This window comes from Bradyrhizobium sp. AZCC 2289, assembly GCF_036924615.1.
Classification (GTDB): Bacteria; Pseudomonadota; Alphaproteobacteria; order Rhizobiales; family Xanthobacteraceae; genus Bradyrhizobium.
Genome location: NZ_JAZHRY010000001.1, coordinates 9,163,623 through 9,178,476, shown reverse-complemented (window position 1 = coordinate 9,178,476; position 14,854 = coordinate 9,163,623). Strand labels below are relative to the sequence as shown.

The following is a 14,854-nucleotide window of genomic DNA, read 5'->3' as shown; positions in this document are numbered from 1 at the left end:
ACATTGGCGCCGGCTATTTATGCCGGTACGAGATGTTGAAGCTTCCGCCTTCGCCAGATCGATCCCACGATCAGCACGACGAACGCACCCAGCAGCGCGCAGGCGATTTCGCCGCCGTTTACGCCGACGAACAGCGGCGCTGCGCCCAGCAGGGTCAGCAGCGCGTCGAACTCGGCGCCGGCCAGACTTTCCCACAGGCTTTGCAGTTTGGGATGGACCGCGGCATCGTTCGCAATGACGTCACCGGCGATCCAGCCGAGCAATGCAGCACCAGCCCATATCAGAACCGGGAGATAGGTGATGAGGGCCATGATCAGCGCCGCCCCCGCGATAATCAACGGGATGCTGCTCGCCAGTCCGATGATCAGGAGCGGGACACTGCCATTGGCGGCGGCGGCAACCGCGATCACGTTGTCGAGACTCATGATGATGTCCGCAGCCACCACGATCTGCACCGCCGCCCACAGATGCGACGCCGACGCGACACCCTCCTCGTCCCTGTCCTCCGGCACCAGCAATTTTGCGGCGATGACGATCAGCGCCAGCCCGCCGGCCAGTTTGAGATATGGCAGTTCCATGACGGTGGCGACGATCGCGGTGAAGACGATCCGCAACACGACGGCTGCCCCGGCGCCGAGGATCATGCCCCAAAGCCGCTGGCGCGGCTGCAGTCCGCGACAGGCAAGTGCAACCACCAGCGCGTTGTCGCCGGACAGCAACACGTTGATCCAGATGATCTTGGAAAGCGCTACCCAGAACTGCGGATGATGGAGTTCAGCGCCGAATTGCGTGAAAAATGCACCGATCGCGGAAGCGCCAGGAAATTGCGGGAACCAGTTCAATCCGACCTCCATAAGCGGCAGCGAAGTCACTCGCTAGCGCAAAACGGCAGGAGCGTCTGGCGGCTATTTGTCGCAAATCGGGAAGGCGGTCGCTGACAGCAACGGGCCATCAGAGGCCCGAAACCGAGGTGGTGTCAAACCCTCACGGGCGCCACGATCTCCTGCAGCTTGCGGCGGCGCCAGATCGATCCGACGACGAGCACGATGGTTGCACCGAGCAGGGCGAGCACGAGTTCATCGATCTCGCCGTCGAGCTTGAGATGCTTCACAAACCCGAACATCGACGAGGTGGTGTCGATATTGAGACTGACGTCACCGTCGAGCAATTTGCGAAGTTGCGGCGCAATGGCAGGATCGGTTGCGATCACATCGCCGCCGATCCAGCCCAGCAGCGCCGCTCCCAGCCACACCAGGATCGGCATCCGGTCGAGGATCAACATGATCAACGCGGCGCCCGCGATAATCATGGGAATGCTGACCGCAAGGCCGAGCACCAGCAGCGGAAGCTGGCCATTCGCGGCGGCGGCGACCGCGATGACGTTGTCGAGGCTCATGACGATGTCGGCAATCACGACGATGCGGACGGCGTGCCAGAGGCTGGTGCCTTCGGCGATGTCGTCGCCGGCATCTTCCGGCACCAGCAGCTTGGCCGCGATGGCCAGCAGCGCGAGGCCGCCGATCAGCTTCAGATAGGGCAGAACCATTAATGTAGCGACGATCCCGGTGAACAGGATCAGCAAGACCACCGCGATCCCGGCACCGATCACCATGCCCCACACCCGCTGCCGCGGATGCAGGCCCCGGCACGCCAGCGCAATCACCAGCGCGTTGTCGCCCGACAGCAGGACATTGATCCAGATGATCTTGCCGACCGCCAGCCAGAACGACGGCGTCTGCATATCGGCTTTGAATTGCGTGAAAAACGCACCGATATTGGCGGGATCAAGTATCTGCGATAACAAATTCAAAGCCCAACCTCCCCTGGCACAATCGGCCGCCCCCGCGGCTATGACCGGCTAAAATGTCGCGCCATCGTTTGCGTCAATCAACCGACGATTTCATTGCCGGAGAAGAATTGCGCTATTTCGATCGCGGCGGTCTCCGGCGCGTCCGAACCATGCACCGAGTTTTCGCCGATCGACTTCGCATGCGCCTTGCGGATGGTTCCTTCGGCCGCCTTCGACGGATCGGTGGCGCCCATGACGTCGCGATGCTTCAACACCGCACCCTCGCCTTCCAGTACCTGGACCACGACCGGGCCCGAGATCATGAAGTCGACCAGTTCGTCGAAGAACGGCCGCGCCTTGTGGACCGCGTAGAAGGTTTCAGCCTGCTCGCGGGTCATGCGAATGCGCTTCTGGGCCACGATCCGCAAGCCCGCCTTCTCGATCAGCGCGTTGATCGCGCCGGTCAGATTGCGCGCCGTCGCGTCGGGTTTGATGATCGAGAAAGTGCGTTCAATCGCCATGATTTCGTCCTTGAAAGGCTGGTGGGAGTTGCGGCGCTTATATCGGCGCCAACGGCGCACGGCAAGCGATCGAACGGCGTCGTAACGCCCTGAATTACAACAATTTCACGAAGGTGAACCTTTTCTGTAGCGGCCGTCCCGCTTTCGTTCACCTGGGCCGGCGTAGGCTCTTCGGCGATCGGACACCGCGCAGGCTCGCTCGATAGCTGAAAGGGGTGTCACGGGAGATCTCACCGATGGTGCAAAGCCGCGCCGAAACCTTGAGGAGACAATCATGTTACGCAAACTCTCGCTTGTCGCAGTTGCCGCGGTTTCACTGGGTGCGGCCGCATTGGCGCCGACCTCCGCCTCTGCCTGGGGTGGTTGGCACGGCGGTTGGCATCACGGCTGGGGTTGGGGTGGACCGCGCGTCTTTGTCGGCGGACCCGTCTATTACGGCGGCGGCTATGGCTACGGCGGCTGCTATGTGCGGCGCCTGGTCCCGACCCCCTGGGGCCCGCGCTGGCGCCTGATCAACCGCTGCTACTGATCTGACCTGACCTCCCCTGACTTAGCCCCGGCCACCCGCCGGGGCTTTTTTTCGATTCCGGGGGAACCGATCGGAAGGCATTGGTCCTTTTTTTCGGTAATGCGGAAGATTGGCCGGCGGCCGGAAACAAATGGCGGCTTTGCGACTTGAATCTGCAGGATTCAGCACACGAATTGGAACTCGCATGAACAGCCGAATCAACAACCAGCACGACGAAATCGATCACAAGACGTGCCGATCGATCTGCGACGCCGTCGGCGAACGGCTGCAGCAGAGAATGCGCCCCGATAATTCTCCCTCCTCCCATCTGCAGCTACTGATAGACGAGTTGCGCCGGCGCGACAGCGAGGACGGACGGAGGTTGTCGAATTAGGGCCTGTTCGGTTCCTGACTGCATCAGAACCGGGATCGAGGGCAGCGTGCCCATAAATCGAGGTGAGAACTTGCTCGATGCGGTCACGCTTGAGAACTCACCATCGAAAGTCGCTGCCGCCGACCAGCCGTTTCATCCACTTCAGCTCGGCGGAGAGCCCCGACCTCCGTTGCTCTATTCAAATGCAGGGGGCCGTCACTGCAACGCTGCCCGCACCTTGCGCTTCTGGTCGACCATGGCCTTTTGGCTGATTGAGCGGAATTCGGGGTTTTTTGCCTGAAATCCGCAGCCGGATTTACCGAATAAACGGTTGCGTTTGGCGGCGGCTCCGGTGACAAGGCCGCATGCTTTCAATCACTGACATATCGATCCGGATCGCCGGACGGCTACTGATCGACGACAGCTCGGTCCAGATCGTGCCGGGCGCGCGCGTCGGCTTCGTCGGCCGCAACGGCGTCGGCAAATCGACGCTGTTTCACGCGATCCGCGGCGACCTGCCGACCGAGTCCGGCAGCATCACGATCCCGCCGCGCTGGCGCATCGGCAGCCTCGCGCAGGAAGCGCCCGATGGCCCGGAAAGCCTCGTCAATGTCGTGCTGAAGGCCGACCTCGAGCGCGATGCGCTGCTGCACGAGGCCGAGACCGCTGTTGATCCGCACCGGATCGCCGAAATCCAGACAAGGCTGGTCGACATCGACGCCCACTCCGCACCCGCCCGGGCGGCTGCGATCCTGAGCGGCCTCGGATTTTCGACCGCGGATCAGGCGCGGCCCTGCTCGGAATTCTCCGGCGGCTGGCGCATGCGCGTCGCGCTCGCCGCGACATTGTTTTCGGCGCCCGACCTCTTGCTGCTGGACGAGCCCACCAACTATCTCGATCTCGAAGGCACGCTGTGGCTGGAAGACCATCTGGCGAACTATCCGCGCACCGTCATCGTCATCAGCCATGACCGCGATCTGCTCGACACCTCGGTCGACCAGATCCTGCATCTCGATCGCGGCAAGCTGACGCTCTACAAGGGCACCTACTCGTCGTTCGAGGAACAGCGCGCGACGCGTGAAATGCTCGACGCCAAGCACGCCAAGCGCCAGGCCGACGAGCGCAAGCGGCTGCAGGCCTTTGTCGATCGTTTCAAGGCCAAGGCCTCAAAAGCCCGCCAGGCGCAATCCCGCGTCAAAATGCTGGAGCGGATGAAGCCGGTCACAGCACTTGTGACCCAGGACGTGCGCGAGATTTCGTTTCCGGTGCCCGAAAAGATGCTGTCGCCGCCGATCATCGCGGTCGACGACGTCTCGGTCGGCTACGATCCGAAAAGCCCGGTGCTCAACCGCGTCACACTGCGCATCGACACCGACGACCGCATCGCGCTGCTCGGCTCCAACGGCAACGGCAAGTCGACGCTGGTCAAGCTGCTCGCGGGCAAGCTGCCGCCATTCTCCGGTCACGTCACGCGCGCGGAAAAACTCTCGGTCGGCTATTTCGCCCAGCATCAGGTCGACGAGCTCAACCTCGACGGCTCGCCCTACGATCACGTCCGCAAGCTGATGCCGGATACGCCCGAGAGCAAGGTTCGCGCCCGCGTCGGCGCGATCGGTTTCTCCGGCAAGGCCGGCGACACCGTGGTCAAGAGCCTGTCGGGTGGCGAAAAGGCGCGGCTGCTGCTCGGACTGGCCACCTTCTTCGGCCCCAACATGATCATTTTGGACGAGCCGACCAACCATCTGGATATCGACAGCCGCGCGGCGCTGGCGGAAGCGATCAATGATTATCCGGGCGCCGTCATCATGGTCTCGCATGACCGCTATCTGATCGAAGCCTGCGCCGATCAATTGTGGGTAGTCGCCGACCGCGCGGTCACGAATTTCGACGGCGACCTCGACGACTACCGGCGCATGGTGTTGTCGGCGCGCGGCATGCGCACCGCGTCGCGCGATCGCGGCAACAATGAGCGCGGCAACGGCCGCGACAAGCCGGAACGCGCCAGACCCGAAAAGCGGACGCCGCTGAAGCAGCGGATCGCCGAGGCCGAAGCCGAGATCGAACGCATCAACGGCATCATCGCCAAGATCGACACCGCGTTGGCACTGCCGGATCTGTTCACGCGCGACCCGAAACAGGCCGCCCAGCTCAGCAAGGCCCGCGCCGGTGCCGCGAGCGCTTTGCAGCGGGCCGAGGAAGCGTGGCTGGAGGCGAGTTCGCAATATGACGAGGCCACGGGATAAGGCGTCTTCGCGTTCGGTGGCTTCATCCTTCGAGACGGCGCTTCGCGCCTCCTCAGGATGACGGAGAGTACGAACCTCATCCTGAGGAGCTTGCGAAGCAAGCGTCTCGAAGGATGGACGCAACACACGGACTCGCGGCCATCCTTCGAGACGCGGCGAAGACGCCGCTCCTCAGGATGAGGTCTTAGACCCTCATGGTGAGGAGCGCGTCTTTCGCGCGTCTCGAACCATGAGGCCAGCGGACGCGCGGCCATCATTCTACCCAAGCGGAATGCGGCTTACGCCGCTCCTCCTCAGGGTGACGGAGAGTACGAACCTCATCCTGAGGAGCTTGCGAAGCAAGCGTCTCGAAGGATGGACGCAACACACGGACTCGCGGCCATCCTTCGAGACGCGGCGAAGACGCCGCTCCTCAGGATGAGGTCCGAGATAGCTTCACAGCCTCTCAGGATGAGGTCTTAGACCCTCATGGTGAGGAGCGCGTCTTCGCGCGTCCGAACCATGAGGCCAGCGGACGCGCGGCCATCATTCTACCCAAGCGGAATGCGGCTTACGTCGCCGCCGGCTTCTTCTTCGCCTTCGGCTTTGCCACTTTCGGCTGCACCACCGGCTCGGGGCCGCGCTCGATCGAGGTCAACCGTCCCGCCGTGAAGGTATAGATTCCGGCGCGCTGGCCGTGCGAATAGTTGATCACCGCCACCCGGTCGCCGCGGCCATTGTTCGACAGATTGACGCTGTCGGGCGCGCCGATGCCGCGCACCACGTCGCATTCGGTATGGCCGAGCGCCACGGTCCCCGACGTCGATGGCGCCGGTCCGCCGGCAGCCTGCGCATTGGCATCCGCCGCGCCCGGCGGAGGCGCCATGCCCGGACAGCCGCCGTCGGCGCTGACCAGATCCTCGGCCAGCACCGGCTTGTCGGGCGTGAGCGGCGGCGTTTCAATCGAGACGTTGCGCACGAACACCCGGCCGGTGCGCGAAAACCAGTCCGCATCCCGCGACAGAAGCTCGGATGCGCCGCCCGAGCAGCCCGCCATCACGGGGGCAAGCACAAGCAACGCCAGCAGTGGTTTTCGCTTGGGTGTTCCGTCTCGCACGCTGAACCAGGCTCCTGCCGCTGGAGCCAGTTCGGTTCAGGACCGAGGCTCCCGTCTTCTGTTTTACCCGTATCCACCCCGCATCAGGTTCGGGGCAGGCTTTCGCTCGAAAATGCTTTAACTACTTGTCCGAACATCACTTTGCGGCATGACCGTGGCTGCCCGCAAGGCCGGCGTCAGAAACCACGAATTATCATTAATTGCCAGATATCGCTATTGCCGCCGCTGCCAGCGGCCCCGCTCGTCGACCTGCCAATACGTCACCTCGAACCCGCGCGCCTTGCAATCGGTCCAAACGCCGCGCGCCGCGGCCAGCGCCTCGGCGTCGTCGCCGTTGAACACCAGAACCACCCGCTCGTAACTGTCGGAGTCATCCGGCAACGCGGCATTGTCGATCAGGAACCTGACATTGGCCCGGTTCGGATTGCCCTCCTCGATCGAGAGGATGATGGGCTGATCCTGCGCGTCGCCGGCGCGCCAGGTGGCGTGCGGCAAAAACGAATCGTCGCTGTAGGTCCACAGATGCGCGTCGAGCGCGTCGGTGCGCTCCTGCGACGTCGATTGCACGACAACGCGCCAGCCGCGCTCGATCGACTTTTCGAGCAAGGGCGGCAGCACGCTTTCGAGCGACATGTTCTGCAGATGATAGAACAGGACTTCCGTCATGCGATGGCGGCTACTTCGTGGTTTCGTAATACTCCGTGACCAGCCGCTCCAGCAGGCGAACGCCATAGCCCGAACCCCAGGAGTGGTTGATGTCGGTCTTCGGCGCCCCCATCGCGGTTCCCGCGATGTCGAGATGCGCCCATGGCGTGTCGTCGACGAAACGCTGCAGGAACTGGGCGGCGGTGATCGACCCGCCGTTGCGCGCGCCGGCGTTCTTCACGTCGGCAAACTGCGAGTCGATCATCTTGTCGTATTCCGGGCCGAGCGGCATGCGCCAGACGCGCTCGCCGGTCTCGATCCCGACTTTGGTCAATCGCTCGGCGAGTTCATCGTTGTTGGAAAACAATCCAGCATGCTCGGTGCCGAGCGCCACCATGATCGCGCCGGTGAGGGTTGCGAGATCGACCATGAATTTCGGCTTGAACTTCTTCGCCACGTACCAGAGCACGTCGGCCAGCACCAGGCGGCCTTCGGCGTCGGTGTTGATGATCTCGATGGTCTGCCCCGACATCGAGGTGACGATGTCGCCGGGACGCTGGGCGTTGCCGTCGGGCATGTTCTCGACCAGGCCGATGGCGCCGACCGCGTTGACTTTCGCCTTGCGCGCCGCGAGCGCATGCATCAGCCCGACCACACAGGCCGCACCTCCCATGTCGCCCTTCATGTCCTCCATGTTGGCGGCGCCCTTGATGGAAATGCCGCCGGTATCGAAGCAAACGCCCTTGCCGACGAAAGCCACCGGCTGTTCGCCTTTCTTGCCGCCGTTCCAGCGCATGATCACGGTCCGGCCCGGCCGCGTCGAGCCCTGGGCGACCCCGAGCAGCGCGCCCATGCCGAGCTTGGTCATCGCCTTGACGTCGAGAATCTCGACGTCGACGCCGACCTTCTTGAGCTGGCTCGCCCGGCGCGCGAACTCTTCCGGATACAGCACGTTCGGCGGCTCGTTGACGAGCTCGCGCGCAATGATCACGCCGTCGACGATGTGCTGTTCCGGCGCGAACGCTTTTTTCGCGGCCGCGACGTCGCCAACCGCAATCGAAACGTCGGCGCGGACCGCGCCGTTCTCGCCGTCCTTCTTCTTGGTCTTGTAGCGATCGAATTTATAGGCGCGCAGCCGGATACCGGACGCGATTGCGGCCGCAGTATCCGGCTGCATCGCGCCGTCGGCGAGTTCCGCGATCACGGTAACGGCATCGCTGCCGGCGTTCAGCTTGCCGGCGATGACGCCGCCGAATTTGAGAAAATCCTTCTCCTTGATATCCGACGGCTTGCCGATGCCGACCACGATCAGTCGCGGTGCCTTGATCCCCTCGGGCGCCAGAATATCGAGCGTGGATCCGCTCTTGGCCTTGAACGCGTTGGTGGCCGCCGCCCGCTTGATGGTGTCGGCCGCTTTTCCCAGCGCTTTGCGGGTTGCCGCGCCCGATTTCAACGTGTCGTCGCAAAACACCACCAGAATGCCGCGGGACGCGGCGGAAAACGGGACAAAGCCGACCTTGACGGCGTCGGACATAGGTAAATCCTCCAGGAATTCAGGGCTGTTTGCCGGGGCCGGATAGCGGCCCCGGGATCGCGACTAGATAGGTGATAAGGTATTCGGAATGTTCTCTTTGGTGGTGGCCCAAATCGATCCGGGCCTCGGGTTTCGCTCACTATGACCTGTCTGCCGCCACGCTGCCAAGGCTGCCGTGGCCGAGAGGCCACATCCGCCGAATTATTAACCATATGGCAAGGGTGCCATGGCCCGGCCATTTTGTTGACGGATCAAAGGGATGCTAGTGAGAGAGTAGACGACTGGATGGTTAGGCGGCGCGACCAAAGGGGACCTCCTAACAGGGATTGGTCGCATCGCATGTCCGGGGCGCAAGGTGGGATCGTGCGGTAGACGATGGGGTCGATCGACAAGTATATCTTCCGCACGACGCTGGCGTCGTTTGCGCTGGTCTTGGTCAGCCTGACGGGCGTGATCTGGATTACGCAGGCGTTGCGCGGCATCGACCTGATGACCAGCCAGGGCCAGACCATCATCACCTTTCTCGGCATCACCAGCCTGGTGATTCCGGCGCTGGTTCTGATCATCGCGCCGATCGCGCTGATGATTTCGATTTCGCACACGCTGAACAAGCTCGCCACCGATTCCGAAATCATCGTGATGAATGCCGCCGGCCTGTCGCCGTTCCGGCTGTTCCGCCCGTTCCTGTACGCCACCTGCGTGGTGGCGCTGATGGTCGCCTTCATCGCCTCCTATCTCGCCCCCGACGGCATGCGCCGGATCAAGCAATGGGATGCCGAAATCACCGCCGACGTGCTGACCAACATCCTGCAGCCCGGACGATTCGCCCAGCTCGACCAGAACCTGACGATCAGGATCCGCGAACGTCTGCCCGGCGGCGTGCTCGGCGGCATCTTCGTCGACGACCGCCGCGATCCAAAGGAGCGCGTCACCATCATCGCCGACCATGGCACGGTCATGAAGAACGGCAACGGCTCGTACCTGATCCTCGAGGACGGCAATCTCGAACGTTTCGAGGCCGGCAAGCGCGACCCTGCGCTGGTGGCGTTCGGCCGCTATGCGTTCGACATGTCGAAATTCTCCAATCAGGGCCGCGACGTCGCGCTCGGGATTCGCGAACGCTACCTCTGGGAATTGATGTCGCCCGAGCCCGACGATCCGATCTATCAGCAATTGTCCGGCCAGTTCCGCGCCGAATTGCATGACCGCTTCATGTCGCCGGTTTATCCCTTCGCCTTCGCCGCGCTGACTTTCGCGTTTCTCGGCACCCCGCGCACCACCCGCCAGAGCCGCAATTTTTCGATCGGCGGCTCGATTCTCGCGGTGTTCGGCCTGCGCATGGCGGGATTCGCCTGCTCGGTCGTGACGGTGAAAACGCCGGCCGCAGCACTGCTGCAATATTCGATGCTGGTCGCCGCGATCGCGATCGGGCTGTGGATGATTCTCGGCGGCGTCGTGGTCGAGCCGCCGGCCGCGCTGATCGAGGCCATCAACAAGTCGAACGCGCGCATCGCGCGATTGTTCGGACGGCCGGCCACAGCATGAGCATGATGACCAACACGCTCGGGCGATATTTCGCCGGCCGCTTCGTGATCGCGGCGGTGGGCGTGTTCGCCAGCATCTTCGTGCTGCTGGTGCTGGTCGATTACATCGAGATGGTGCGCAAGACCTCGGGCCTGGTTTCGGCCTCCGCCATCACGGTGGCCGAGACGTCGCTGTTCCGGGTGCCGCAATTACTGGAAAAGCTGATGCCGTTCTGCGTCCTGATCGGCGCGATGACCTGCTATCTCGCGCTGTCGCGGCGGCTCGAACTGGTGGTCGCGCGCGCCGCCGGCGTTTCCGCCTGGCAGTTCATTGCGCCGGCGCTGGCCAGCTCGATCATCCTCGGCGTCGCGGCGACTACCGCCTATAACCCGATGTCGGCGAACCTGCGTGAGCTCTCCAAGCGGATGGAGGCCGAACTGTTCGGCTCGGCACCGGGCGGCGGCATCCAGGACGCGTCCGGATTCTGGCTCAATCAGGTCAACAGCGAGGGCCATTCGATCATCAACGCCGCCCGAAGCGAGCAGCAGGGCGTCCGGCTGACCGGCCTGACCGTGTTCCGATTCGATCCAGATTTCCAGTTCAAGGAACGAATCGAAGCGCGTGAAGCGTCGCTCGAAGACGGGCGCTGGGTCTTCAAATCGGTACGCCGATACTCCCTCGACAAGCCGCCGGTCGACCAGGACAATTACTATCTCGCGACTACCCTGACCCCCGCCCAGGTCCGCAACAGCTTCTCCACCCCGGAGACTGTGTCTTTTTGGCAACTCCCGAGCTATATCCGGTCTTCCGAAAGCTCAGGCTTTGCGACCGCAGGGTACCGGCTGCAGTACCATAAGCTCATCGCACAGCCATTTTTGCTGGCTGCAATGGTGATGCTGGCCGCTTCCGTCAGCCTTCGCTTCTTCCGGTTCGGCGGCGTGCAAAAGATGGTTTTGAGTGGCGTGGGTGCAGGCTTTCTGCTCTACGTTCTGTCGAAAGTTACTGAGGATTTGAGCAAGGCTGAGTTGATGCATCCCATCGCTGCCGCGTGGTTGCCCGTGTGCGTGGGCGGCCTCACCGGCTTTTTGGCCTTGCTGTACCAGGAGGACGGGTAGTGGCCGTTGTCGCCGCCCTCCAGAGTCTGACGCCTGCGTTCAGGCGGCGCACCCGCGTGCGCCGCTATCGGAACCGCTTGGGCGCGGTCAGCGGGCCGATGATCGCCCTGCTCCTCGGGTTCGCTCTCGCGGGCGCGATCGGCCTTGCGGCGACGACGCCCGCCAGCGCGCAAAGCTTCACCTACAACCCGCGACCGCCCAAGCCGACGCCACCGCCGGCCAAGAACGACGGGCAGATGCTCGTGCAGGCCGTCGAGGTGGACTACGACTACAACAATTCGCGCGTGTCGGCGGTCGGCAACGTGCAGATGTTCTACAACGGCACCAGCGTCGAGGCCGACAAGGTCATCTACGACCAGAAGACCAAGCGCCTGCATGCCGAGGGCAACATCCGCATGACCGATGCGGAAGGCAAGGTCACCTACGCCAACATCATGGATCTGAGCGACGACTACCGTGACGGTTTCGTCGATTCGCTCAGGGTCGATACCGCGGACGCGACCCGGATGGCGGCGACGCGCGCCGACCGCACCAGCGGCAATTACACCGTGTTCGAAAACGGCGTCTATACTGCTTGCGCGCCCTGCAAGGACGATCCGAAAAAGCCGCCTTTGTGGCAGGTCAAGGGTGCGCGCATCATCCACGACCAGACCGACAAGATGCTGTACTTCGAGAACGCACAGCTCGAGTTCTTCGGCGTGCCGATGGCGTATCTGCCCTATTTCTCGACCCCCGATCCGACCGTGAAGCGCAAGACCGGGTTCCTGATGCCGGCGATCAGCACGTACACGGCGTTCGGCTACGGTGTCGAAACCCCGTTCTACTGGGCGATCGCGCCGGACTACGACGCCACCTTCAGTCCGCGCTTCACGACCCGGCAGGGTGTGCTGTTCCAGGGCGAGTTCCGCCAGCGTCTTTTGGACGGCGCGTATCAGATCCGCGCCTATGGCATCGATCAGCTCGATAAGAACGCGTTCGTCGGCCAGCCCGGCGACCGCCAGTTCCGCGGCGGCGTCGAAAGCAAGGGCCAGTTTGCGCTGAACGACAAATGGACCTGGGGCTGGGACGGCGTGCTGCTGTCCGACTACTACTTCATGTCCGACTATCGCCTCGCCCAGTACAAGGATCCGCTCGGATCGTTCCTGAACCTGCCGACTGAAGCGATCTCGCAGCTTTATCTGACCGGCGTCGGCAATCGCAGCTTCTTCGACGCGCGCACGATCTATTACCTCAGCTTCTCCGGCAACCAGCAATTCGTTCCGGTGATCCATCCGGTCATCGATTACTCCAACGTGATCAACAGCCCGATCTTCGGCGGCGAGTTCAGCTACAAGACGAATTTCACCAGCCTGACGCGCGAAACCGCAGTGTTCGATCCGATCACGACATTGGCCAACACCGCCAGCCTGTGCACGACGACGTCCGCCGATCCACTGGCACGGACGCCATCGCAATGTCTGTTGCGCGGCTTCCCCGGTACCTACACGCGCCTCTCTGCCGAGGCGCAATGGCGGAAGTCGTTCACCGATCCCTTCGGCGAGATATGGACGCCGTTTGCGATCGTGCGCGCCGACGCCATCGATTCCTCGGTTTCGAACCAGCCGGGTGTTTCGAATTTCCTCCCCGTCGGCGACACCCAGGCGCTGCGCGTGATGCCGACGGTGGGCCTCGAATACCGCTATCCCTTCATCAATGTTCAGCCCTGGGGCACCACCACGATCGAGCCGATCGCACAGGTCATCATTCGTCCCAACGAAACCTATGCCGGCAAGCTTCCGAACGAGGACGCGCAGAGCCTGGTGTTCGACGCCAGCAACCTGTTCTCGGTCGACAAATTCTCCGGCTATGACCGCGTCGAAGGCGGCGGCCGCGCCAATGTCGGCGTGCAGGCGACCACGCAGTTCGATCGCGGCGGCAGCGTCAACGTGCTGTTCGGACAATCCTACCAGCTGTTCGGCCTGAATTCATTCGCGGTCGCCGACGTCACCAATACCGGCGTCGATTCCGGCCTGCAGAACTCGCAGTCCGACTATGTCGCCCGCGTCAATTATTCGCCCAACCGCACCTATACGTTCAGCGTGCGCGCCCGCATGGATGAGGCGACCTGGCAGGTCAACCGCTTCGAAGCCGAGGGCCGCGCTTCATTCGACCGCTGGTCGGTCAGCATGATCTACGGCGATTATGCCGCGCAGCCGCAACTCGGCTACCTGACCCGCCGCGAAGGCATCCTTAGCAGCGCCTCGGTCAAGGTGGCGTCGAACTGGGTGGTGTCGGGCTCGGCGCGCTGGGATCTTGAAGCCAACAAGATCAACCAATACGTCGTCGGAGCGGGCTATGTGGACGACTGTTTCGTGCTGGCCGCCAACTATGTCACGTCCTACAGCTATTCCGCCGGCTCCACGCCGCCGGTGCTCAGTCACGCGTTCATGCTGCAGATCGGCCTGCGGACCATTGCCACTTCGTCCTCAACGGCCGGCAGCACCGGCATTCAGTAACGCGCGTTGACCTTGCCGGAAAATACCCGCGGCATCGCGGATGGAATGGGTTGATCGGCTGACATGACCATGACGACCTCCAAGCTCCGACCTCATCGCCTTCGGTCCCTGATCGCCGGCTGCGCGACCGCGCTTGCCGTTCTGACCTGCGGCGGCTCGCCCCTGCAGGCGCAGTCGGTCGCCGTCATGGTCAACGGCGACCCCATCACCAATTACGATATCGAGCAGCGCACCAAGCTGAACTTCCTGACCACCCACAAGCAGATGCCCCGGGAGGAAGTGGTCAACGAACTGATCGACGAGAAGGTGAAGATCAAGGAAGGCAAGAAATTCGGCGTCGATCCCACCGCCACCGACATCGACCAATCCTACGGCCAGATGGCTTCGCGGATGCGGATCGCGCCCGACCAGCTCACAAAATCGCTCGAGAGCCAGGGCATCCGGCCGGACACCCTCAAGGCCCGTATCAAGGCCGAGATGGTCTGGACCAGCCTGGTGCGCGGCCGCTTCAAGGAAAGTCTCCAGGTCGGCGAGAAGGACGTCGCCGCCGCGGCCCAGGAGGGCGGCGACAGCTCCCAGGTCGAGGCTTTCGAATACAAGATGCAGCCGATCGTCCTGATTGTGCCGCACGGGTCCGCGCCCGCCGTCATCGAATCGCGCCGCAAGGAAGCCGATGCGCTGCGCGAACGCGTCCAGACCTGCGACGAGGCCAATTCCTACTTCAAGTCGATGCAGAACGCCGCGATCAGGGAAACCGTGACGCGGACCTCGGCGGATATTCCGGGCCCGCTTCGCGAGGTGCTCGACAAGACGCCGATCGGTCATCTGACCGCGCCCGAGATCACCAAGCAGGGCGTCGAGATGGTCGCGCTGTGCGGACGCAAGCCGACCACGATCGATTCGCCGAAGAAGAAGGAAATCCGGGAGAAGATGTACGCCCAGAAATATGAGGCGAAGTCGAAAGCCTATCTGCAGGAAGTCCGCAAAGCCGCGATGATCGAATATCGTTGA

General features: G+C 63.0%; 14 protein-coding genes. 7 read left to right on the top strand and 7 right to left on the bottom strand.

Translation table 11 applies throughout. From position 1 onward, the window contains the following. Window positions 1-17: 17 nt before the first annotated feature. From V1289_RS42965 to ndk, 3 genes are all read right to left on the bottom strand, one after another. Complete coding sequence (locus V1289_RS42965) at window positions 18-842, bottom strand: TerC family protein (RefSeq protein WP_334405543.1); 825 nt, start codon at window positions 840-842, stop codon at window positions 18-20. Between the two features lie 134 nt (window positions 843-976). Next, window positions 977-1,810: a YjbE family putative metal transport protein gene (locus V1289_RS42960; protein WP_074277361.1), complete on the bottom strand. Its 834-nt coding sequence runs from the start codon at window positions 1,808-1,810 to the stop codon at window positions 977-979. 77 nt (window positions 1,811-1,887) lie between these two features. Continuing rightward, complete coding sequence (gene ndk / locus V1289_RS42955) at window positions 1,888-2,310, bottom strand: nucleoside-diphosphate kinase (RefSeq protein ID WP_334405542.1); 423 nt, start codon at window positions 2,308-2,310, stop codon at window positions 1,888-1,890. Window positions 2,311-2,584: 274 nt separating this feature from the next. On the opposite strand from ndk, the gene V1289_RS42950 reads away from it, so the two are divergent. Further along, window positions 2,585-2,839 carry a sulfur globule protein precursor gene (locus V1289_RS42950; protein ID WP_309184430.1) on the top strand — a complete coding sequence of 85 codons (255 nt, stop codon included), beginning with the start codon at window positions 2,585-2,587 and terminating at the stop codon, window positions 2,837-2,839. A 184-nt stretch (window positions 2,840-3,023) separates the two neighbouring features. Beyond that, complete coding sequence (locus tag V1289_RS42945) at window positions 3,024-3,212, top strand: hypothetical protein (RefSeq protein ID WP_309184429.1); 189 nt, start codon at window positions 3,024-3,026, stop codon at window positions 3,210-3,212. A gap of 195 nt (window positions 3,213-3,407) precedes the next feature. Here the strand turns inward: V1289_RS42945 and V1289_RS42940 are convergent, their stop codons facing one another. After that, window positions 3,408-3,566, bottom strand: a complete 159-nt coding sequence (locus V1289_RS42940; protein ID WP_334405541.1) for a hypothetical protein — start codon at window positions 3,564-3,566, stop codon at window positions 3,408-3,410. Here V1289_RS42940 and V1289_RS42935 point away from each other — a divergent pair. Next, window positions 3,557-5,434, top strand: coding sequence for an ABC-F family ATP-binding cassette domain-containing protein (locus tag V1289_RS42935; protein ID WP_334405540.1), 1,878 nt, complete (start codon window positions 3,557-3,559; stop codon window positions 5,432-5,434). The two genes, V1289_RS42940 and V1289_RS42935, sit on opposite strands and share 10 nt — an antisense overlap. A gap of 550 nt (window positions 5,435-5,984) precedes the next feature. Here V1289_RS42935 and V1289_RS42930 read toward each other — a convergent pair. From V1289_RS42930 to V1289_RS42920, 3 genes are all read right to left on the bottom strand, one after another. Then, window positions 5,985-6,470, bottom strand: a complete 486-nt coding sequence (locus V1289_RS42930) for a hypothetical protein (RefSeq protein WP_334407900.1) — start codon at window positions 6,468-6,470, stop codon at window positions 5,985-5,987. Between the two features lie 273 nt (window positions 6,471-6,743). Next, window positions 6,744-7,196 carry a DNA polymerase III subunit chi gene (locus V1289_RS42925; RefSeq protein WP_334405539.1) on the bottom strand — a complete coding sequence of 151 codons (453 nt, stop codon included), beginning with the start codon at window positions 7,194-7,196 and terminating at the stop codon, window positions 6,744-6,746. 10 nt (window positions 7,197-7,206) lie between these two features. Then, the gene (locus V1289_RS42920; RefSeq protein ID WP_334405537.1) at window positions 7,207-8,709 is read right to left on the bottom strand and encodes a leucyl aminopeptidase; all 1,503 of its coding nucleotides are present in this window, start codon (window positions 8,707-8,709) and stop codon (window positions 7,207-7,209) included. A 375-nt stretch (window positions 8,710-9,084) separates the two neighbouring features. Here V1289_RS42920 and lptF point away from each other — a divergent pair, with 375 nt between their 5' ends. From lptF to V1289_RS42900, 4 genes are all read left to right on the top strand, one after another. Continuing rightward, window positions 9,085-10,254, top strand: a complete 1,170-nt coding sequence (gene lptF / locus V1289_RS42915) for an LPS export ABC transporter permease LptF (RefSeq protein WP_334405535.1) — start codon at window positions 9,085-9,087, stop codon at window positions 10,252-10,254. After that, window positions 10,251-11,348 (top strand): LPS export ABC transporter permease LptG, encoded by a 1,098-nt coding sequence (gene lptG / locus V1289_RS42910; RefSeq protein WP_334405533.1) that lies wholly within the window; start codon window positions 10,251-10,253, stop codon window positions 11,346-11,348. The genes lptF and lptG overlap by 4 nt, the downstream gene beginning before the upstream one ends. A gap of 98 nt (window positions 11,349-11,446) precedes the next feature. Then, complete coding sequence (locus V1289_RS42905; protein WP_334407899.1) at window positions 11,447-13,843, top strand: LPS-assembly protein LptD; 2,397 nt, start codon at window positions 11,447-11,449, stop codon at window positions 13,841-13,843. A 69-nt stretch (window positions 13,844-13,912) separates the two neighbouring features. Then, the gene (locus tag V1289_RS42900) at window positions 13,913-14,854 is read left to right on the top strand and encodes a peptidylprolyl isomerase (RefSeq protein WP_334407897.1); all 942 of its coding nucleotides are present in this window, start codon (window positions 13,913-13,915) and stop codon (window positions 14,852-14,854) included.